Below are 21,311 nucleotides of genomic sequence, written 5' to 3'. Positions count from 1 at the left end.
AATGGGAGCTAATGTGAGTTTCGAACCGGATAACAAATCGTTCCAGGCCAAACCGGGAATGTCAATTCTGGAAGCTTCCCGCAAGGCCAGAGTTCATATTCGAACGCGTTGTGACGGTAAGGCGGCTTGTTTAATGTGCAAGGTTATTGTGCCCGATCAGTCTGGGCTCGCTCCACTCAATACGAACGAACGATTAAAGCTGGGAGGGCTGCAGGACCAGGGATATCGGCTTGCTTGTCAAGCCAAGGTGACCGGGGATGTTACGGTAACGATTCCTGAGGACCCGTTAAAGGCTGCGATTCGCAAGCAGCTGGAAGCACAGCGAGAGGACGATTAGGTGATGAGAGATAGAAAAGGCTCAGCTATAGCCTTATTCATACTGGGCTTGTGTATGCTGCTGTTGTCAGGATGTATGTATCCACAGGAGATGCGCAAGGAGCAGCAGGTGGCTTCAGGAGAATTTGTTGTTGTTGTTCAAAGCGCGATTGACCAATTTCAGGCCAAGACGCATGTTTTACCTATTAAAAACAGTGAAGAAACGACCCCGATCTATGAAAAGTATCCGATTGATTTTAAAAAGCTTAAAGAACGTTCGTTAATCAGCAATGTACCGGCGAATGCTTTTGAAAATGGCGGCAGCGTGATTTATGTCCTGGTTGATGTGGAAACCAAGCCGACAGTTAAGATGATGGACCTCACATCCTTTCAAAAAACAGTTGAGGTTCAAAAGCTTGTTGACGAATACAAAGCCAAGAATAATGGGCAGATTCCTAAGGGACAAGCTGTTTCTTCTGCCTTTTATCGGATTGATTTTGCAAAAATGAACAAAAAACCGATTGTGGCGCAAAGTATGTATACGCGACAGGTACAGCTTCCTTTTCTCATGAATGATATGGGGCAGGTAGCTATCGATTATGCTGAGGAAATGATGCGGCTCATTGATAAAAAATCGCTTCAGGCCAGCTTGAATGACAAGCAGGACCTGAGAGAATTGTTAGTCAAGGAATCTTATTATGTACCGGCTCGCTCCTACGCGTACCACTGGATTAATGGACAACCCACACCTGTTATGGGAGTGCCTATGTAAGCTTTCGCTGCACCAAAACGGCTTATTAGCCTCTATCACCTTGGAATCGAAGGGAGATAGAGGTTTTTTGCGTTGTTGCAGAATAATTGGCGAGTCCCGTTCATATAGTTTCAGAGAGATGATGCAGCGGCTTAGCTCATGCCGTTATGAGCAAGGAGTGATAGCAAGAAAGTTCGGTTAAACAATTTATCATAATTGGCTAACTCGTACATATATTTTACTAATCTAAAAGAATAGTACGAGTTTCGCTTTATACCACCTGTAGGAGGGATTCTCATTGGAAAAAGTGGATATTTTTAAAGACATTGCAGAGCGTACGGGCGGGGATATTTACCTGGGGGTCGTAGGGGCGGTCCGTACGGGGAAGTCGACGTTTATCAAACGTTTCATGGAATCCATCGTGCTGCCGAATATTCAAAATGAAGCGGACCGGGCACGTGCAACGGATGAGCTTCCGCAAAGCGCGGCGGGACGCACAATCATGACGACTGAACCGAAATTTGTACCGAACACAGCTGTGCAGCTGCATGTAGCAGAAGGTTTGAATGTAAACGTTCGATTGGTTGATTGTGTCGGTTATGTTATAGATGGTGCCAAAGGCTACGAGGATGAGCATGGACCGAGAATGATTAACACACCATGGTTTGACGAAGCCATTCCGTTCCAGGAAGCTGCTGAGATCGGTACCCGAAAGGTCATTCAGGAGCATGCAACGCTTGGTGTGGTGATTACTACAGACGGCTCTATTGCAGAAATTCCGCGTTCCTCTTATGTAGATGCTGAAGACCGGATTATTAATGAGTTGAAAGAAGTCGGTAAACCGTTTATTGTGATTGTAAATTCAACCAAGCCTAACGGTGAGATTGCTCAGGAGCTAAGAAGCCAGCTTCAGGCAACGCATGATATACCAGTCGTGTCGATGAGTGTAGCCAATATGAATGAAGATGACATGATGTCTGTGCTGCGGGAGGTGCTTTACGAATTTCCAGTGCACGAAGTTAACGTCAATCTTCCGAGCTGGGTTATGGTTCTGTCAGATAGTCACTGGCTGCGCTCCCACTTCGAGAATTCTGTCAGGGAGACGGTTCAGGATATTCGCAGACTTCGTGATGTGGATCGTGTTGTCAGCCATTTCGAGGAATACGAATTTATCGATAAAGCTGCTTTAGCGGGAATGAATATGGGCCAAGGTGTGGCTGAGATTGATTTGTATGCGCCGGATGAGCTGTATGACCGGATTTTGATGGAGGTTGTCGGTGTTGAGATCCGCGGCAAGGATCATCTTCTGCAAATGATGCAGGAATTCAGTCATGCCAAAAGGGAATACGATCATTTTGCGGAAGCGCTGGAAATGGTGAAAACGACAGGGTATGGCATTGCCCCTCCATCACTTGCGGATATGGCGCTGGATGAGCCTGAGCTTATTCGTCAAGGCTCACGCTTTGGCGTAAGACTAAAGGCGACGGCCCCTTCGATTCACATGATCAGGGTTGATGTAGAATCCGAGTTTTCTCCGATTATCGGGACCGAGAAGCAAAGTGAAGAGCTAGTTCGGTATTTGATGCAGGACTTCGAGGACAATCCATTGAAAATATGGGAGTCGGATATATTCGGAAGATCGCTTCATTCCATTGTTCGCGAGGGAATTCAAGGCAAGCTCGCCATGATGCCGGACAATGCGAGATACAAGCTTCAAGAAACACTTGGTCGTATCATTAACGAAGGCTCAGGCGGATTAATTGCCATAATCTTGTAAAATAATAAATAAAAGTGATAAAAATGCACTCTGAGGGGTGCATTTTTTGGTTTGTACTTGATAAAGTGCTTAGGGTGTATTAATATAATCTTGATTTGTTCGGTTTCCTTAATTTCCTATGTATATTTTTGAACATTTCAGTTAACAAAGAAAGTAACGGTATAAATTACTTTTGGGGGGAGGTGAATGGCATGAATAAATCTGAATTGATCAACAAAGTAGCTGAAACATCCGAGCTTTCCAAGAAGGATGCGACAAAAGCGGTTGAAGCTGTATTTGAAGCAATTTCCGAAGCCCTACAAGGTGGAGATAAAGTGCAATTAGTTGGATTTGGAAACTTTGAAGTTCGTGAACGTTCCGCTCGTAAAGGACGTAACCCGCAAACAGGCGAAGAAATCGAAATTCCTTCTAGCAAAATCCCTGCTTTCAAACCAGGCAAAGCTTTGAAAGATGGAATTCAATCATAATGTTTTTTCCTACATACTCATTTCTACATACTTCCATTGTATGAACTGATGGTATGAGCGACACCTTAATCTGAACTGGTTAAGGTGTCTTTTTTGCTACGGCAGCCCGACATTATGGGTATTAGCACAACTCGGCAACGTGGATCCTTGGAGTATCCATTGTATACATGTGCTGTCAGATCGCCAGAAATGGAGTTTTAGTGCGGTTTAACGCATCGACACGTAATCATTCTATGTTCGCAAAGTAAGTCGCTTAGAACGTACACGTATGTGCTCAAATATGAAAGCTGTCCATTCGTAATCTATCAGTGGAGCTTTTTTACGCTATTTGTTAAAAATACCTTGACTAATTGTTGCACGAAATCGATCCTAATGATGGTTATAGACGTATTCGAATTGCTACTAAATACACATAAGTGAACCATAGGTATATCGGTTTAGGTTGCAAGGCTGCGCGCCTACGTGATATAATACACTTCAACGAACAGTAAAGATCGGTTCTCCATTTGAGCGAAAACACCACGTCCGGCAAGCGTTTATGCCCGCAAGGAACCGAGGGAACAACGGATATTAGCGCAGCTTGGTAGCGCGCATCCTTGGGGTGGATGAGGTCGTCGGTTCAAATCCGGCATATCCGATACATGAAGTAGACCTTGCTTATGTGGGGTCTACTTTTATGAGAATATTCATTGATCTAAACAACTTCAAGGCCTGCAGAGGCCTTATAACTTATATCATCTTAAAAGCCTTAGATAAGCTCTTTTTAACGCGGTGATGATTGAGTAGAGAAATATCTCAAACATTCCACCATTTTTCGCTTTATATTATATATGGATTGAACATTTGAACCGTGTTATTCTCATCTTGATAGGACATCGACATGTCGATGTCTTTTTCTGTGCATGGATTGAGAAGCACCTCCTAATATGTTAAAATTTTATGAAGCAAAATAGGCTAATTTTTGATATACTTAGCCGACGGCTATTCATGTGTCATATCACTGTTGCAAAGGGGAAATACTAGACTATGTACAACCGAGCAAGGGGATGGCTCGCTTCCCTGGATTGGACCCATTATGGGATTATTGCATCAATTTATCTGATATGGCGAATCGGTGAGGGTGGAGGCTGGAGTACGGCATGCTGGATGCTGCTCCTGATATGCTTGCTGGGTGTTCGAACGGATCAGATTGATGTTGATTGGAAACGTTTTTTTGTGTTTGGATTACCCCTGCTATATTTATTTTATTATTTTTACGGTTCAGGCAACAGCTTGTGGTGGAGCATTGCGAACTGGATGTTTGAAAATAATCGACATCCATGGACCTGGGATGAGGCGATGAACAGCATTCCACTCAACAATGCGGCCTGGATGCGGATTTATAATTCACCTGCACTGGATCAGGCAATGGTTTGGGTATACAACTACGGCTTTGTATTGTCGCTATGGCTTTGTATCGTTCGCAGCTTCTGGACCCGTAGCATCAAAAAGATGCTGTCCTATGCATTGTCGGGCCACGTTTTGCAATTCCCATTGATTTTGCCCTTTTACAACCTCATTATGCTGCGAGAGGTTTGGTTTGTGAAAGGCCAGCCGGATTTGCTGGGACGTGTATTTGCAAGTGAAAATGAGCTGCTGACCAATGTGATGAACTGCTTTCCAAGTATGCATACATCCATTTCTTTTGCAATGCTGCTGCTGGCCCTTCGTGAGAAGGATCGGATTTTCAAATATATGATGGTCACGTATTGTTCATTGATTATAATATCGACTATGTATTTGCAAATTCACTGGGTTCTGGACGTATTTGCGGGTATGGCCTTCGCATACGGGACTGTCAAGCTGGCAGATTTTCTCATTCGCATTTGCTCGGACAGGCTGCCAGAGTGGTTAAAAGGCTATTACAACAAAAAACAAAAAAAGAAATATCCGGATACGACGATGGTTGCCTGATGGCGGCCATTTTTCTTGTCTCACTGTGATTAAAGAGTTGACATTATCGCTGATTTTCTGCATCATACTAGTAAGTAAGCATGGACAGGAAGGAAGATTACAAATGGATGACAAGCAAAGTCAGGAAGAATATTTTGTTGTTAAAGCCAAGGAGAACGGCGTACAGGTGATCGGCTTGACTCGTGGGCAGGATACGAAGTTTCACCATACCGAAAAGCTGGATAAAGGCGAGATTATGATCGCCCAGTTTACCGCCCACACCTCTGCGGTGAAGATCAGAGGCAAAGCTGTAGTGATGACGAAGCACGGCATTATGGATACGGAGGAATAACTTTTCTTGGATCCTGCAGGCATAGCCTGCTTTTTTTTGTTGTACAATGATAAGAGCAGGATTGTCGCTCTGCGCGCCCGAATGAAGACTAGGGGGTTGTACAATGAAATGGTTGATTCGACTGCTTGCCACTTCGATCTTGACCGTCTGTGTCGTGCTGTCAATTTCATTATTGCCACAGTTGGAAAACGATTGGGATTCACCTGTTTTCAGCTTGGTAAGAGCAGAGCCTTTAACGGAATTAAACGTTGTGGACGTTATGAGCAAATTGCAGCTTCACTTGCGTATACGCAAGGTGGAGGTCAGTCATGCTATTGTGTCGGTTGATTTGTTGGCGTCTCCATCGTCGGACAGGTTGCAGGTACTGAAGGATGTAAGCGGAATCCCGCAGTTATTGTTCAGCCATTCCTCCAACATTAATCAGGTTCTGGTTCGGGTATTGGATGGTTCCAAGCAGGTTGGTGGCAGTACGTCATTACTTATAGCGGCGGATGCACGACGTGAGAAAATGGTTAGAACGGATTACAGGCTGGAGACGAAGACTGCGGAGGAAATGGAGCAATACTTGCAGTCCCATTATCGTATGACCTTTACGCCAAACTGGCGAGAGAAATTTGAAGCAAAAAGTTCAAATTGATATTGTGCGCCAACACATTGATTGTGCTATAATAGTTTGGATTATGATCAAGAGATGTTCTTGTACCGGTTCGGAGGCTAATGATGAATTGTTATCGGATACCAGAGATGGCCCAAAAATATATAGATTATGACATGATACAGAAATACACGGAACTCCCGCATTTCCCCGAATTCCGAACACGGATCTTATATGCATTTCTTAATAGAAATAATGAACTGCAGGGTTACAGTGAATTGTTCAGTCTGGTAACCAGTCTGGTTCAGTTAGGTCTCGACACTCACGATACGGTCAGTATTACGAATCAGGCCAAGGATATGAAGTCGGCCAGATCCAGACAAATCAAGGTGCTGGCAGGTGATTATTTCAGTGCCCGGTTTTATTTTCTTCTGGCAGAGGCCGGACATATTGCTATGATAGGTACACTTTCCGATGCGATTTGTGAAGCAAACCGCTTGAAAATCGTTTTTTATCAAACGTTAAAAAGTGTGCAGATTACTTCGGAAGAGTATGTTCTCCAATCGGTAGAAATCAGATCGCGGATTTATAAGGCATTTTCTCAGTTCATGGAAGGTTCACTCTATAAGGTTTGGCCAGAAATATTGCGGTTATTCACATTATGTGAGCTGCTGCTTCAAGAAATTGGCAAGCCGGATAAACAGCAGCAGCCGGATAGCTGGAGCTTTGGGTATATGCTGCAGCAGATTTCCAAAGAAGAGCGCAAGAACATGCAGCTTGAGGAGCCTGATCCAGGGAAAATACGCTCCATATGGATGAAGTACAAGATATCATTACAATTATATCAACTGCTAGAAACAACGACACGTCAACTGCAGGACAAGCTGCGATCACTCGAAAGCAAAGAGTTGAGTGAAGAGCTCCTGTTGATTGGAGAACCGTTTGCTCGCTACCTGTCGACTCCAAAAGTACTGGAAGAAATTTGAGGTGAACCGAAGTGCAGTCTAAATCTAAAGAAGAGTTTGTTCATTCTGTTTTTGAAAGTATAGCTCCCAAATATGATCTCATGAATGATATTCTAAGCTTTCGCAGACATAAGGCATGGCGGAATTTTACAATGAAGAAAATGAATATGCAGCCGGGCAGTACGGCAATTGATCTGTGCTGTGGCACCTGTGACTGGACGATTAGCATGGCTAAAGCAAGTGGCACGGGGAATATGGTCGGACTTGATTTTAGTCAGAACATGCTTGATTATGGTGCAATCAAAATTCGCGAAGGCGGATTGGACAAGCAAATTAAGCTGGTGCAAGGCAACGCCATGAAGCTGCCATACGAGGATAACACCTTTGACTACGCGACAATCGGATTCGCTCTGCGTAATGTGCCCGACCTTGTGAAGGTGATTGAGGAAATGCAGCGCGTGGTTAAGCCTGGCGGATGGGTTGTTTCCTTAGAATTGTCCAAGCCTACCTGGCAGCCATTCAAAGGGATATACTATTTTTATTTCCAAACTATTTTGCCTTTACTGGGTAAATTAATTGCCAAAAGCTATGAGCAGTATAAGTGGCTGCCGGAATCCTTGATAAACTTCCCTGATCATAAGCAGCTTGCTGAAATTTTCAGAACAACAGGCTTGGCTCAGGTACAGGCGTATCCGCTGACCGGAGGCATCGCAGCACTTCATATCGGCATCAAGAAGCAGGCGGCGGAATGAGAAACGGGAGTGGTGGATTCAGATGCTGTTGAAAAAGACGAAGATTTTTTTGGAAATGATCAAAATTGAGCACACGCTTTTTGCACTGCCGTTCGCATTTATGGGAGCCATATTGGGCTCCATTGTTATGACGAATCATTTACCGGGTTGGGCTGCTATAGGCTGGGTCATCCTGGCGATGATAGGTGCTCGCAGCGCGGCTATGGGCTTGAACAGGGTTATCGACAAGGTATTTGATGCCAAGAACCCGAGGACGGCTGCCAGAGCGATTCCTGCCGGATTGATTTCCTCGAGAGAAGCTATCATTTTTATTGTGATTTCCTTCACACTGTTATTTTGGGCGGCCTCTAATTTAAGCCCGCTTTCCATGAAGCTGCTGCCTATTGCGGTCTTTTTTCTTGTATTATATTCGTATACAAAACGCTTTACCTGGGCTTGTCACTTGATCCTGGGCTTAACGCTTGGACTAGCTCCGCTTGGAGGCTGGGTTGCTGTGACGAACGATATCTCACTGCCGGCTATCATTTTTTATGTGTCGGTTTCCTTTTGGACAGCGGGGTTTGATGTGATCTATGCATGTCAGGATACAGAGTTTGACAAGAAGGAAGGGCTGCATTCGATACCACAACGATTTGGTGTTGCAAAGGCGTTAAAAATTGCCCGTTGGTTCCATTTGGTTACAGCTATCGGATTCATAGTCTTATTTTATTTAACAGATTTAAGCTGGCTCTATTTGATTGGTATTCTTATCGCGAACCTGTTATTGTTTTATCAACATAAGATTGTGACACCTACGAATTTGAGCCGCGTGAATATGGCCTTCTTTACGTTGAATAGTACGCTCAGCTCAGTCGTATTTATCTTTTCTCTGGCAGACTTGGTGGTGCTCCATAAATGAGTCGACCTTGGGTTATTGGTATAACCGGAGCTAGTGGGGCAGCTTATGGTGCACGATTGTGCACCTATTTGCTCTCTATAGGAGTGGAGCTGCATGTGCTGGTTACAGATGCCGGCTGGCGCGTATTAAAGGAAGAGCTGGGCTGGGATGCCAGCAACAGAAAGGCAACGCTTCAACAACATTTTGGTTCCCATTCAGGAAGCTTTCATTATCATCCGATTCAAGATATCGGGGCCAGCACAGCAAGCGGCTCCTTTCGGACGGCCGGGATGGTAGTTGTTCCTTGTTCAATGGGGACTTTGTCAAGTATTGCAAACGGTACCTCGGATAATTTGCTGGAGCGTACAGCTGATGTGATGTTGAAGGAAGGCAGACCGCTAATTATGGTTCCTCGCGAAACTCCTTTACACGCCATACATCTTGAAAACATGCTTAAGCTGTCTCGAATGGGTGTTCGCATGATTCCGGCCATGCCTGCATTTTATCAAGGACCTCAGACGATAGCTGACATGATTGATTTTGTTGTAGGCAAAGTATTGGATGCGATGCAGGTGGAGCATGAACTGTTCAAAAGATGGGGTTCACAGGGAGATAAATCTGTGACGCAGGTGACGGAATGAAGCTGATCGAATTGTACGCCAAAATGAAAAAGGATATTACATATATTGAAAAAGAGCTGGAGCGCAGTATCGACAGTGAGCATGCACTGCTTCGTGAGGCTTCACTTCATTTGTTAAAGGCGGGCGGCAAAAGAATCCGGCCTGTTTTCGTTCTGCTTGGGGCCAAGTTTGGCCATTACGATCTGGAACAGATCAAGCATATCGCAGTTCCTTTGGAATTGATTCATATGGCCTCGTTGGTTCATGATGATGTGATTGACGATGCTTCAACACGCCGAGGTCAAAAGACCGTCAGATCCAAATGGGACAATCGGATTGCTATGCATACCGGAGATTACATATTTGCCAAGGCTTTAACGGTCGTTACCAGGCTGCCGAATGCAGCGATTCATCAGATTATGTCGAAGGCGATCGTCGAGATGAGTATTGGTGAAATGGAGCAAATTCGCTTTTTTTTCAACACCGAGCAAACGTTACGTGATTATTTATTGCGGATAAAGCGTAAAACAGCCCTGCTGATTGCGATAAGCTGCCAGTTAGGTGCGATCACCGCTGGGGTTGAGGACGAGTTATCCATGCGATTGTATCGATTCGGTTACAATGTTGGGATGGCATTTCAGATTCGTGATGACTTATTGGATTTGTGCGGCTCTGAGAAGGAGATTGGTAAACCGCCTGGCAGTGATATTCGTCAGGGGAATATTACAGTACCGGTTATTTTTGCTCTGCAGCAGCCCGAGCTTAGGGAAGTTTTGCTGGAGCAAATGCAGCTAATCAAGGATGCGGACGGTCAAACCGATATTAGTGAGTTTATCAGGCTGATCCGCAGCAGTGAGGGGATTCGTCGGTCAGAGCAGCTGGCTTCAAGCTATATTGACAAAGCGATTGCAGCGCTTCAGGGCTTGCCGGACATTCAGGCCAAGAAGGATTTTGTCGGTGTAGCTCATTTTATCGGGAATCGTTCGTATTAAAATGTTAACTTTTCCCATGGAATGGTTATCATAATACAATAACTATGTTATATTGGGATTTAAAAGGAGGATGGGAATATGGAACGCAGCTTTTTGATGGTAAAGCCAGATGGCGTGCAGCGTGGCGTTATTGGTGAGATTGTAAAACGCTTTGAACAGAAAGGCTTCCAGTTAATTGGGGCAAAGCTGATTCAAATGTCGAAGGAGCAAGCAGAACTTCACTATGTGGAGCATACAGGTAAAGATTTTTTTGACAGGCTCGTTTCTTTCATTACCTCAGGTCCGGTATTTGCTATGGTCTGGGAAGGCGATCAAATTATCGCATTATCCAGAACCATGATTGGTAAAACAAGTGCTGTAGATGCTGCGCCTGGGACCATCCGTGGGGATTATGCGATACATACCAATTTTAATTTAATACATGGTTCGGATTCTCCTGAGAGTGCTGAGCGGGAAATCAATAACTTTTTTACTGAACAAGAATTAGTGAGATACACCAAGTCTATACAAACGTGGATTTAAGGTGGGATGTTGGCAATGGAGGATCAGGATTTTTTGCTATTTGTAAAAAAGGTCAAGGATTACACGTCGATCGATTTGTCTCAGTATAAGGAAGCTCAGATGAAGCGTCGGTTGACCACTTTGAGAACCAAAAAAGGTTATAATACGTTTGTTGCTTTTTTTGAAGCAATGACCAAGGATAAGGAGCTGTTCTACGAGTTTTTGGATCGCATGACGATCAACGTATCAGAGTTCTGGCGCAACCCTAACCGATGGGAAGTGCTGGAACGTGTTTTTATACCGGATATGCTTCGCAAAAACCGTAAGCTCAAGTGCTGGAGTGCAGCCTGTTCCACAGGGGAAGAGCCTTATACGTTGGCGATGATTTTGGCTAAGCTGAACGCATTGAATGATACCCATCTGCTCGCTACGGATATTGATGACGGTGCCTTGGCCAAGGCCAAGAATGGTGTGTATTCAGACCGTTCAATCCGGGATGTTCCTCAGGCTTACCTCGATAAATATTATAAAAAAGAAAATTTGACTTATTTGGTGAGCGATGAGTTGAAAAAAGGTATCCGTTTTCAGAAGCAAAATTTGTTGACAGATAAATTCGATACCCAATTTGATCTGATTATTTGCCGTAACGTGATGATCTATTTTACTGAAGAAGCGAAACACCTGCTGTATCAAAAATTTGCAGATTCCCTTAAACCGGGCGGCATTTTGTTTGTCGGCAGCACGGAGCAAATTTTTTCACCGGGTCAATACAAGCTGGAACCAGCTGAAACTTTTTTTTATCGCAAGAAAGAGTAATTATACATGTATAAACTTTTCCAGTCTTGCCCATACTAAGGAGTAATTAGTATTCGCAATCTCTTAGGAGGGTCAAATGGATAAAAGGAAGGTTATCATGGCTTACCGCAAGGGCTTCATTACCATGCAGGAATGTGCACAGATTCTCGGAATTGACTCTATGCAGATTTTAGGTTTTGTGGATGCGCCCGACCAGACCGTGCATGCGGAACCATACATCAAACAATCGATCCATATATAATTTTGATCTTGCACCATTCATAAGAGTAGGAAAGAAGCGTAACCTCGGTTCTCGTGCCGCTGCTGCGCTTCTTTTTTTGTATACACGTTTCTTGTCAAACTGTGACGCCTATACTATAATTAGCAAAGGAATCGGGTACATACCTACGGAAGAGAATGTCGGAAGGGGATAAACAAGTGAGATATTTAACAGCAGGCGAAACGCACGGACCACAGTTGACTGCAATTATCGAAGGCTTTCCAAGTAATGTCACGATTGACTTCGAGAAGGTGAACTTTCAACTGGGCCGCCGTCAAAAGGGCCATGGTCGCGGACGCCGGATGCAAATTGAGAAGGATACCGCAAGTATTGTTGGCGGTGTTAGACATGGTAAAACAACGGGGGCGCCGATAGCGCTCGTGGTTGAGAATAATGACTGGAAACACTGGACATCAGTGATGAACATTGAACCGATTGAAGGCAATGACGAGTCCAAACGAAGAGTAAACCGTCCACGTCCGGGTCATGCAGATCTTAACGGCGGTTTGAAATATAATCAAAAGGATCTGCGTAATATTTTGGAGCGTTCGAGCGCGCGTGAAACAACGATGCGTGTTGCCACGGGTGCTGTTGCCCGCCAGTTACTGGAAGCCTTCGATATTAAGGTAGCCGTACAAGTTATCCGTATTGGCGATGTGGAAGTGAAGCGTCAGGAACTGCCAATAGATGAGCTGATCCGTATTACAGAGGAATCTCCGGTACGTGTCGTCGATAAAGAAGCGGAAGCTCTTATGATCGCAGCGATTGATGCTGCCAAAGAAGACGGGGACACGCTTGGCGGTATTGTGGAATGCATTATTGAAGGCGTACCCGTCGGATTAGGCAGTCATGTTCAGTGGGATCGCAAGTTGGATGGGCGCATTGCTCAAGCTGTATTATCTATTCAAGCCTTCAAAGGCTGTGAAATTGGTATCGGTTTCGAAGCAGCCAAGCTCAGAGGCTCCAAGGTTCATGATGAAATTATGCATAGCGAAGATCGTGGCTTTTATCGTGCATCGAATCGTGCAGGTGGCTTTGAAGGTGGCATGACAACGGGCGAGCCAATTGTGGTGCGCGGCGTAATGAAGCCTATCTCAACCTTGTACAAAGCTCTGCAAAGTGTTGATATCGACACCAAGGAGCCATTCACAGCCCAAGTAGAGCGTTCCGATACGTGTGCGGTGCCTGCGGCAGGTGTTATTATGGAAAATATTGTCGCCTGGGAAGTAGCCAATGCATTTCTTGATAAATTCGGTGGCGATTCCTTGGAAGAAATTCGCAGCAACTATAACAGCTACCTGGAGCAGATCAAGAACTACTAATTCCGACTGCGGCTAGTAATCAGGTGCACGTAAATAGTTATGCAGATGGGAGCGTTGAAACGAATGAGAGAGCTAAAGGTTGATTTGGGTGAGCGTTCCTACCCTATTTACATCGGACAAGGCATTATTGAACAAATCGCAGATTTATTCAGCAAACACGGGATTAGCAAAGGCTCGCCAATGCTTATCGTTACCGATGATCATGTGGCCAAGCACCATTTGCCTCAGGTGATCAGCCGATTGGAGACAGCGGGCTATAAACCCATCTCCTATACGGTCGCTTTCGGTGAGAAATCCAAGTCACTAAGCGTTATGGAGGATATCATTGGCGTAGCCCTAGAGGCAGGGTTGGATCGTAAGTCTGCCGTTGTCGCTTTAGGCGGAGGCGTGGTTGGCGATTTGGCGGGTTTTGTGGCTGCGAGTTATATGCGTGGAGTCAAATTTGTGCAAATACCGACTACGATCTTAGCGCATGACAGTAGTGTGGGTGGTAAGGTTGCAGTGAATCACCCACTGGCCAAAAATACGATCGGAGCGTTTTATCAGCCGGAGCTCGTGCTCTATGATACTTCGACCTTGCAGACACTGCCAGATCGTGATGTCCGCTCGGGACTGTCCGAAATGATCAAGCATGGCTTGATCTGGGATGCCGGATTTACAGCCTGGTTGGAAGAAAATGCGCAAAAGCTTGTTCATCTGGACCCTGAAGCTTTGGAATACGGCTTATACGAGGGTTGTCGCGTGAAAACAATTGTCGTATCAGAGGATGAAAAGGAGCATGGACTGCGTGCGATTTTGAATCTTGGTCATACGATTGGTCATGCGCTTGAAGCGACAGCAGGGTATGGCGAACTGCTGCATGGAGAAGCGATTTCGATTGGGATGGTAGGTTCAGCCAAGGTAGCCGTTCGTCTGGGTTATTCGGAAGAAATCTACACGACGACGAAACGCATTTTGCAAGCATTTGGCTTGCCGACAAGCATCCCTGCGCACCTGGATACCGATGCGATTATGAGTGCTATGATGCATGACAAGAAATTTGATGAGGGCAATATCGTCTTCATCGTACCAACCGAAATTGGTAAGGTGGAGATTAACAAGAATGTGTCCGCGGCTTTGGTGAGAGATGTCGTGGAGCAGTTGAAACGGGAGGTATAGCACATGTTTGTTCGGGGAATTCGTGGTGCGACAACGGTAGAAAATAATGAAGAAAATGAAATTTTAGCGGCGACAACAGAAATGTTGAATCATATTATTGCCGAGAATGGCATTGTACCGGATGAAATAGCCAGTGTATTTGTGACGGTAACAACCGATTTGACAGCGACCTTTCCTGCGCGTGCCATTCGTGCAATGGAAGGCTGGGAGCTTGTACCGCTGATGTGTTCCTTGGAGGTTCCAGTTATCGGCAGTCTTCCATTGTGCATCCGGTTGATGGTTATGGTGAATACCGAGAAGAGACAGGATGAAATTGTGCATGTTTATTTAAAGGAAGCTATGCGCCTTCGTCCCGATTTATCGAAATTGACAAAATCATAATACAAATAGTATAGTATGGGTAGTAAGTAGCAATACCAGACAAGTAGAGTAGAGTGAGTAGTGAGCAGAGTTGAGATGAGCCGAGTGTAACACCGAATACCGTACAGGTGCTTGTTTGTGTGCGTGTATAGCTGCTGCTGTCAGATTAGCAGTGCTGTTTCGGTATGGTTAATATCATCTGCGATACCCACCTCTACTTGACGTAGAGGTTTTTTGTTTTTTATATGAGATGAGCAGAGGAGTGATCGTACATGTACACACCAGAACTAAAGGAAGTTATCAGCCTATCCAAGCAATATAATTTGGTCCCGATCGTTCGTACATTAATGGCGGACACGGAAACGCCGATACGAGTATTTCAGCATTTTTATCATGAAAAACGCGCCTTTTTGTTAGAAAGTGTGGAAGGCGGCATTAAATGGGCCCGCTATTCTTTTATTGGAACAGATCCTTTTATGATGATCACTGCAAAAAACGGCGTGACCGAGGTTGAAACACAATCGGAGAAAAAGCATACCATCGAAAAACCAATTGATGTGCTAAAGGCTTATCTTCGTTATTACAAAAGTCCGGCGTTACCTGATTTGCCAAGGTTTACTGGGGGCGCGGTAGGTTTCTTCGGTTACGATCTGATGCAATATTATGAGAAGCTGCCTGCTCACAAGGTGGATGACCTGCAGATGAATGATATTCAATTTATGTTCTGTGATCAGGTCATTGTGTTCGATCATTTCAAGCAACAGCTTAAAATTATTGCGAATGTGCACATTCCACAGCAAGGAACGGATGCAGATATAGCAGCGGCTTATGAGGCTACAATTGCCAAGATCGAAGAAACGATCGAACGTCTCAGACGGCCTTTACCAGGTCTTACTTTATCGCAGCAGTCCATCCCTACGGACGTGGAGCTGGGTGAAGTCAAGTCGAATTTGACCAAGGAACAATATATAGCCAATGTTGAGCAAGCGAAGGAATACATTCGTGCGGGAGATATTTTTCAGGTGGTGCTTTCGCAGCGTTTTGAGATCGAGACCGATGTATCCCCACTGCACGTATACCGGATTCTGCGTACGATGAATCCTTCACCTTACATGTATTGCCTCAAGATGGATGACGAGGTGATCGTTGGCACATCGCCAGAGCTGCTTGTCCGCGTAGAAGACGAGAAGGTGGAAACACGTCCAATAGCGGGAACCAGACCAAGAGGGAAAACACCGGAGCAGGATAATGCTTATGAAGCAGAGCTGCTTGCGGATGAAAAAGAACGTGCCGAGCACTTGATGCTCGTTGACCTGGGACGTAATGATATTGGTCGTGTGGCTGAGTTTGGCTCCGTTCATTGTGATACATTCATGCAAATAGAGAAGTACTCGCACGTGATGCATATTGTTTCCAACGTATCAGGTAAAATTGCCAAGGATAAGGACTTTTTTGATGCATTCCTGTCGTGTTTACCGGCAGGTACTGTATCCGGCGCTCCGAAGCTGCGGGCGATGGAAATTATAGCCGAGGTTGAGAATGAATCACGCGGCGCTTATGCCGGTGCTATTGGATATCTTGGTTTTTCAGGAAATCTGGATACCTGCATTACAATTCGTACGATTATTTTCAAAAAGGGCAAGGCATACGTTCAAGCTGGAGCTGGCATCGTATGGGATTCGGTTCCAGAAAGCGAATATCAGGAGACCATTAATAAGGCAACGGGTATGCTCAAATCGATCCGTACTGCGGAAATCGTGTTTGCTCAAAAACCGCTGGTACCTTCCGTCATTAACCATGATTATTACCAATAATTCATATCTATAAGAAAGGAAGTTACGGCTATGGATTCTACAATTACGGTTCAACAGGCGATACAGAAGGTGCTTGACTCCGGGCATTTGACAAGATCAGAGGCATCAGCGGTGATGTCAGATATTATGGATGGCAGGGCAACACAGGCGCAGATTGGCGGACTCCTTACAGTTCTTCGGATGAAGGGCGAGACGATTGAAGAGATCACAGGATTTGCCGAGGCCATGCGCTCCAAAGCAAACCATGTATTGACGGAGCAAAGCCAATTGCTGGACACTTGCGGGACAGGTGGAGATGGTGCGGATACCTTTAACATATCGACGACTGCAGCGATCGTTGCAGCAGCTGGTGGCGTCAGGGTAGCCAAGCATGGGAATCGTGCCATGTCGAGCAAAAGCGGCAGCGCCGACGTATTGGAAGCTCTCGGTGTCAATATTGCACTGGATCCTCTGCAGGCAGCACAATGTCTGGAACAGGTGGGCATATGTTTCATGTTCGCTCAGCTGTACCACCAATCGATGAAGCATGCTGCGGCTCCACGCAAGGAGCTTGGTGTCAGAACAGTATTTAATTTGCTCGGACCTCTGACCAATCCGGCGGGCGCAGATCGTCAGGTGCTTGGCATATTCGATCGTGGCAAGACGGAAACGATGGCTCATGTGATGCAGGCACTGAATGTTAAGAGAGCCTTGGTCGTTGCAAGCTACGACGGGCTGGATGAAATTAGTATCTCCGATACGACTCAACTGACAGAGCTCAGAAATGGCGATATTACCACTTATGAAATTACTCCCGATTTACTAGGACTAAGAAGCTATAGTCTAAACGAAGTTATTGGCGGGGATGCGGTGACGAATGCCGAGATCGTTCGCGATATTTTCCAGGGTTCGCCTGGTGCTTGTCGTGATATCGTATTAGCCAATGCTGCGGCTTGCTTTTATGTAACGGGAAAATGCGCTACACTGCAAGAAGGCGTCAAATATGCAGCCCATGTGATCGATTCCGGACAGGCGGCTTCCAAGCTGCAGCAACTAGTCCAATGTACAGGAGAGCTAAGTCATGTTTCTAGATAATATTGTTGCGACCAAACATAAAGAGATTGCTCGATTGAAAGAGAACCAAACCATCGCTGGCATGGAAAATCAAATTGCTTTGCTTCCTTCGTGCCTTGGGTTTGAACGTGCATTAACTACAAACCGCAAGCGCTCAATGGGACTCATAGCTGAAGTGAAGAAGGCTTCACCTTCCAAAGGCTTGATCCGTGCTGATTTTGAGCCTGTTCAGCTTGCACAAGCCTATGTCAATGCAGGAACGGATTGTATCTCGGTATTGACGGATGTTGAATATTTTCAAGGTTCGAATGAATATCTGCAGGCGGTGCGTGCAGCGATACAAGTGCCGATCTTACGTAAAGATTTTACCATTGATATACACCAAATTTATGAAGCACGAGTGATAGGTGCTGATGCGATTTTATTAATTGCCGCTATTCTGACGACCGAGCAGATGCGGGAATTTTCCCGGACAGCCAAAGCAATCGGCTTGGATGTGCTTGTAGAGGTTCATGATCAGGCCGAGCTTGACCGTGTGCTGGAATTGGATGTATCGTTGATTGGCATTAACAATCGCAACCTGCAAACCTTTGTCACAGATTTGAAAACGACAGAGCAACTCATCGCCCACATGCCTGCTGGTGTGACGGTTGTAAGCGAAAGCGGCATCTCGCTGCCTTCCGAAGTCGCTTATCTTCAATCGGTTGGTGCTGAAGCTCTACTGATTGGGGAGCATTTCATGCGTCAGCCAAGCGTTGAGCAGGGTGTACACGATTTAATGGGTGCATTTGCAATGAAAGGGCAGTGAGGCAAGCGATGAGCAGTGTTAAAATATGCGGGCTGCAGCAGCCGGAGATGGTGCGTTCCATTCTCCATTTGCCTATAGATTATATCGGCTTTCTTTTTGCCAAGAGCAAACGGCAAGTTACGTCGGAGCAAGCTGCTGAGATGATTGAGGTGCTGGCGGAGCAGCGTTCGGCAGGCAGAAGTCATCCTTTGTCAGTGGGAGTTTTTGTGAATCCTTCTCAGTCGGAGCTAACTTCGATCATGCAGGAGGCCCCTCTGGATGTCATTCAATTTCACGGTCAGGAAAGTCCGGAGCAGTGTCAGTGGGTCAAAGATACGTTCCCGGGTGTACAGGTTTGGAAGGTTGTGTCTGTAGCACAAGGGTACCAATCCCACAGTGATCATACTGATGCGAACGGTCAATCGAATACAGCTCAGCATACGGAGGATGGGGCTGCCGCTGGTGTGCCTACAGCTGAAGAGTTGAACCATGTAGATGCCTTGTTAGCCCCTTATAAGTATGTAGTGGACGCAATTCTTTTGGATACATTCGATCCTGAATATGGCGGCGGCTCCGGTAAAACCTTCGCATGGGAGGCAATTACTGCTTATCAAGCATGGTGCAGCGCGGTTAATCTGCGTCTTTTTGTAGCGGGGGGGCTGCTGCCGGACAATGTTGGCGAGCTTCTCGATACGTATGCCCCGGATGGCGTGGACGTATCAAGTGGAGTGGAGACAGATGGAGTTAAGGATTTGGATAAAATTACTCGTTTTGTGGAAAGGGTGAAGCATCGTGATACAAGTGCCGGATGAGCAAGGAAGGTTCGGAAAGTTTGGTGGACGTTATGTTCCAGAAACATTGATGAACGCTCTGATTGAATTGGAGACAGCTTATAAAAGCTTCGTGAAGGAAGACAAATTTCAACAAGAGCTGAACCATTTTTTACACCAATATTCGGGTAGACCGACCTCTTTATTTTATGCGGAGCGATTGTCGGCTCATTTGGGTGGGGCCAAGATTTATTTGAAGCGTGAGGATTTGAACCATACAGGTGCTCATAAAATTAACAATGCTTTGGGACAAGGATTACTCGCTAAATGGATGGGCAAAAAGAAACTGATCGCCGAAACCGGTGCTGGACAGCATGGCGTGGCTACCGCGACCGTGGCAGCTTTACTTGGTTACGAATGTAAAGTGTTCATGGGCGAGGAAGATATGAAACGTCAGCAGCTGAATGTATTCCGGATGAATCTGCTGGGTACGGAAGTTGTTCCGGTTGTATCAGGCACTCGTACTCTGAAGGATGCATGCAACGAAACCCTGCGTTATTGGGTCAGCCATGTTGATGATACGTTCTACATTCTTGGTTCGGCGACAGGTCCGCATCCATATCCAATGATGGTGCGCGATTTTCAACGCATAATCGGAGACGAATCCCGCAGACAGATCTTGGAGCAGGAAGGCAGACTTCCGGATACGATCATTGCAGCAGTTGGTGGAGGCAGCAATGCGATCGGAATTTTTTACCCATTCGTTGGGGATACGAGTGTCCGCTTGATTGGTGCTGAGGCAGCGGGTAAAGGGATTGACACCAAGCTGCATGCTGCAACAATGACGAAGGGCAGTCATGGTGTGTTCCAAGGCTCAATGAGTTACTTGCTGCAGGACCAATTCGGACAGGTTCAAGAAGCACATTCCATCTCGGCAGGTCTGGATTATCCGGGAATTGGTCCGGAGCATGCTTACTTAAAGGATTCCAATCGTGCTGAGTACTATCCGATTACGGATCAGGAAGCACTGGATGCACTGCAGCTGCTCAGCCGCACGGAGGGGATTATTCCTGCACTGGAAAGCGCGCATGCCATTGCACAAACGATCAAGGTTGCACCTACGATGAGCAAGGACGAGATCATTATCGTCAGTTTGTCAGGCCGTGGCGATAAGGATGTAGAAGCGATTATGAAGTATTTGGGAGGCGACGCTAATGAATCGCATTGATCGTAAATTTGCCGAGCTTCAGGAGCAGCAAAAGCCTGCTTTTATCCCATTTCTAACGATTGGCGATCCGGACGTGAGAACCTCGATCGATATCATTAAACAATTGGAGCAATCCGGAGCGAGCATTGTGGAGCTGGGAGTTCCTTATTCGGATCCACTCGCAGATGGTCCTGTCATTCAGCGTTCTTCACAACGCGCTTTAGGCAGCCATCAAATATCGATCAGAGACTGCATTGAAGCTGCGCGCGTGGCCAGAAGCGAAGGCTGTGAATTGCCTTTCATTCTGTTTACTTACTATAATCCAGTGCTGCAGCTGGGCCTGGACAAGATATTTCCGCTGCTGCAGGAAAGCGATATTAGCGGTCTTATTATTCCGGATCTGCCTATGGAGGAGGATCAGGAGGTACAGACATTGGCTAAAGCCCATGGGATTCATCTCATCCCGTTGGTGGCACCAACTTCCAAGGAACGTATTGAGCGGATTGTCACCCGTGCATCGGGTTTTGTTTATTGTGTATCTTCTTTGGGTGTGACAGGTACAAGATCCGAATTTCATAGTGGAATTGATCAGTTTATCGAAACAGTCCGGGCAGCTACAACGCTTCCGATTGCGGTAGGCTTTGGCATATCGACTCACGAACAATTTGCCAAATTTGCGCAAAGCTGTGATGGTATTGTTGTTGGCAGTGCACTTGTGCGTCAGGTTGAAGAAGTGCTGCCTTTATTTGCAGATGCAGCGACTCGACCGCAAGCTTTGCAGCAGATTGATGAGTTCGTGAGCAAATTAATAGGGCCGTAATGATTGGCAAGCGAACCGTAAATAAGTTAAAATAGTGGTTACGAATGGA

General features: G+C 45.8%; 24 protein-coding genes and 1 tRNA gene. All 25 read left to right on the top strand.

Going from position 1 to position 21,311, the window contains the following annotated elements:
• The first annotated feature begins 1 nt into the window (after window position 1).
• A complete protein-coding gene (locus LRL21_RS00975) occupies window positions 2-337 on the top strand; it encodes a 2Fe-2S iron-sulfur cluster-binding protein (protein ID WP_240413883.1) in 336 nt (111 codons plus the stop codon).
• Between the two features lie 3 nt (window positions 338-340).
• Window positions 341-1,087 carry a hypothetical protein gene (locus LRL21_RS00970; RefSeq protein WP_240413882.1) on the top strand — a complete coding sequence of 249 codons (747 nt, stop codon included), beginning with the start codon at window positions 341-343 and terminating at the stop codon, window positions 1,085-1,087.
• Window positions 1,088-1,364: 277 nt separating this feature from the next.
• Entirely contained in the window at window positions 1,365-2,843 is a 1,479-nt protein-coding gene (spoIVA, locus tag LRL21_RS00965; protein WP_076227629.1) for a stage IV sporulation protein A, read from the top strand.
• Window positions 2,844-3,034: 191 nt separating this feature from the next.
• On the top strand, window positions 3,035-3,310 hold the full coding sequence (locus LRL21_RS00960; RefSeq protein WP_076227627.1) for an HU family DNA-binding protein: 276 nt from the start codon (window positions 3,035-3,037) through the stop codon (window positions 3,308-3,310).
• A gap of 564 nt (window positions 3,311-3,874) precedes the next feature.
• A tRNA-Pro gene (locus tag LRL21_RS00955) sits at window positions 3,875-3,948 on the top strand.
• A 388-nt stretch (window positions 3,949-4,336) separates the two neighbouring features.
• Window positions 4,337-5,263 (top strand): phosphatase PAP2 family protein, encoded by a 927-nt coding sequence (locus tag LRL21_RS00950; RefSeq protein WP_240413881.1) that lies wholly within the window; start codon window positions 4,337-4,339, stop codon window positions 5,261-5,263.
• A gap of 103 nt (window positions 5,264-5,366) precedes the next feature.
• On the top strand, window positions 5,367-5,594 hold the full coding sequence (mtrB, locus tag LRL21_RS00945) for a trp RNA-binding attenuation protein MtrB (RefSeq protein ID WP_240413880.1): 228 nt from the start codon (window positions 5,367-5,369) through the stop codon (window positions 5,592-5,594).
• A gap of 103 nt (window positions 5,595-5,697) precedes the next feature.
• Window positions 5,698-6,231 (top strand): hypothetical protein, encoded by a 534-nt coding sequence (locus LRL21_RS00940; RefSeq protein WP_240413879.1) that lies wholly within the window; start codon window positions 5,698-5,700, stop codon window positions 6,229-6,231.
• A gap of 134 nt (window positions 6,232-6,365) precedes the next feature.
• Window positions 6,366-7,175 (top strand): heptaprenyl diphosphate synthase component 1, encoded by an 810-nt coding sequence (locus tag LRL21_RS00935; protein ID WP_240413878.1) that lies wholly within the window; start codon window positions 6,366-6,368, stop codon window positions 7,173-7,175.
• Window positions 7,176-7,186: 11 nt separating this feature from the next.
• On the top strand, window positions 7,187-7,906 hold the full coding sequence (locus LRL21_RS00930; protein ID WP_240413877.1) for a demethylmenaquinone methyltransferase: 720 nt from the start codon (window positions 7,187-7,189) through the stop codon (window positions 7,904-7,906).
• Between the two features lie 25 nt (window positions 7,907-7,931).
• Complete coding sequence (locus LRL21_RS00925; RefSeq protein WP_240414191.1) at window positions 7,932-8,804, top strand: UbiA-like polyprenyltransferase; 873 nt, start codon at window positions 7,932-7,934, stop codon at window positions 8,802-8,804.
• Window positions 8,801-9,424: a UbiX family flavin prenyltransferase gene (locus LRL21_RS00920; protein ID WP_240413876.1), complete on the top strand. Its 624-nt coding sequence runs from the start codon at window positions 8,801-8,803 to the stop codon at window positions 9,422-9,424. Before LRL21_RS00925 ends, LRL21_RS00920 begins: the two co-directional genes overlap by 4 nt.
• A complete protein-coding gene (locus LRL21_RS00915; protein ID WP_240413875.1) occupies window positions 9,421-10,395 on the top strand; it encodes a polyprenyl synthetase family protein in 975 nt (324 codons plus the stop codon). Before LRL21_RS00920 ends, LRL21_RS00915 begins: the two co-directional genes overlap by 4 nt.
• Window positions 10,396-10,473: 78 nt before the next feature.
• Complete coding sequence (gene ndk / locus LRL21_RS00910; protein ID WP_240413874.1) at window positions 10,474-10,917, top strand: nucleoside-diphosphate kinase; 444 nt, start codon at window positions 10,474-10,476, stop codon at window positions 10,915-10,917.
• Window positions 10,918-10,932: 15 nt separating this feature from the next.
• Window positions 10,933-11,712: a CheR family methyltransferase gene (locus tag LRL21_RS00905; protein WP_240413873.1), complete on the top strand. Its 780-nt coding sequence runs from the start codon at window positions 10,933-10,935 to the stop codon at window positions 11,710-11,712.
• Between the two features lie 76 nt (window positions 11,713-11,788).
• Complete coding sequence (locus LRL21_RS00900) at window positions 11,789-11,953, top strand: hypothetical protein (RefSeq protein WP_179097340.1); 165 nt, start codon at window positions 11,789-11,791, stop codon at window positions 11,951-11,953.
• A 176-nt stretch (window positions 11,954-12,129) separates the two neighbouring features.
• Window positions 12,130-13,293 carry a chorismate synthase gene (gene aroC / locus LRL21_RS00895; RefSeq protein ID WP_240413872.1) on the top strand — a complete coding sequence of 388 codons (1,164 nt, stop codon included), beginning with the start codon at window positions 12,130-12,132 and terminating at the stop codon, window positions 13,291-13,293.
• Between the two features lie 63 nt (window positions 13,294-13,356).
• Window positions 13,357-14,451, top strand: a complete 1,095-nt coding sequence (gene aroB / locus LRL21_RS00890) for a 3-dehydroquinate synthase (protein WP_240413871.1) — start codon at window positions 13,357-13,359, stop codon at window positions 14,449-14,451.
• A 3-nt stretch (window positions 14,452-14,454) separates the two neighbouring features.
• Window positions 14,455-14,832 carry a chorismate mutase gene (gene aroH / locus LRL21_RS00885; RefSeq protein WP_240413870.1) on the top strand — a complete coding sequence of 126 codons (378 nt, stop codon included), beginning with the start codon at window positions 14,455-14,457 and terminating at the stop codon, window positions 14,830-14,832.
• 251 nt (window positions 14,833-15,083) lie between these two features.
• Window positions 15,084-16,625, top strand: a complete 1,542-nt coding sequence (gene trpE, locus LRL21_RS00880) for an anthranilate synthase component I (RefSeq protein WP_240413869.1) — start codon at window positions 15,084-15,086, stop codon at window positions 16,623-16,625.
• A gap of 30 nt (window positions 16,626-16,655) precedes the next feature.
• On the top strand, window positions 16,656-17,699 hold the full coding sequence (gene trpD / locus LRL21_RS00875) for an anthranilate phosphoribosyltransferase (RefSeq protein ID WP_240413868.1): 1,044 nt from the start codon (window positions 16,656-16,658) through the stop codon (window positions 17,697-17,699).
• Window positions 17,686-18,486 carry an indole-3-glycerol phosphate synthase TrpC gene (trpC, locus tag LRL21_RS00870; RefSeq protein WP_240413867.1) on the top strand — a complete coding sequence of 267 codons (801 nt, stop codon included), beginning with the start codon at window positions 17,686-17,688 and terminating at the stop codon, window positions 18,484-18,486. The genes trpD and trpC overlap by 14 nt, the downstream gene beginning before the upstream one ends.
• 8 nt (window positions 18,487-18,494) lie before the next feature.
• Window positions 18,495-19,277, top strand: coding sequence for a phosphoribosylanthranilate isomerase (locus tag LRL21_RS00865; RefSeq protein ID WP_240413866.1), 783 nt, complete (start codon window positions 18,495-18,497; stop codon window positions 19,275-19,277).
• Complete coding sequence (gene trpB, locus LRL21_RS00860; protein ID WP_240413865.1) at window positions 19,258-20,463, top strand: tryptophan synthase subunit beta; 1,206 nt, start codon at window positions 19,258-19,260, stop codon at window positions 20,461-20,463. The genes LRL21_RS00865 and trpB overlap by 20 nt, the downstream gene beginning before the upstream one ends.
• Window positions 20,450-21,262 (top strand): tryptophan synthase subunit alpha, encoded by an 813-nt coding sequence (gene trpA / locus LRL21_RS00855; protein WP_240413864.1) that lies wholly within the window; start codon window positions 20,450-20,452, stop codon window positions 21,260-21,262. Before trpB ends, trpA begins: the two co-directional genes overlap by 14 nt.
• Window positions 21,263-21,311: the final 49 nt, after the last annotated feature.

This window comes from Paenibacillus periandrae, from assembly GCF_022458865.1.
In the GTDB taxonomy this organism is placed as follows: Bacteria; Bacillota; Bacilli; order Paenibacillales; family NBRC-103111; genus Paenibacillus_S; species Paenibacillus_S periandrae.
Note: the sequence above shows the minus strand (reverse complement) of the source record. Positions and strands in the feature narration are given on the sequence as shown.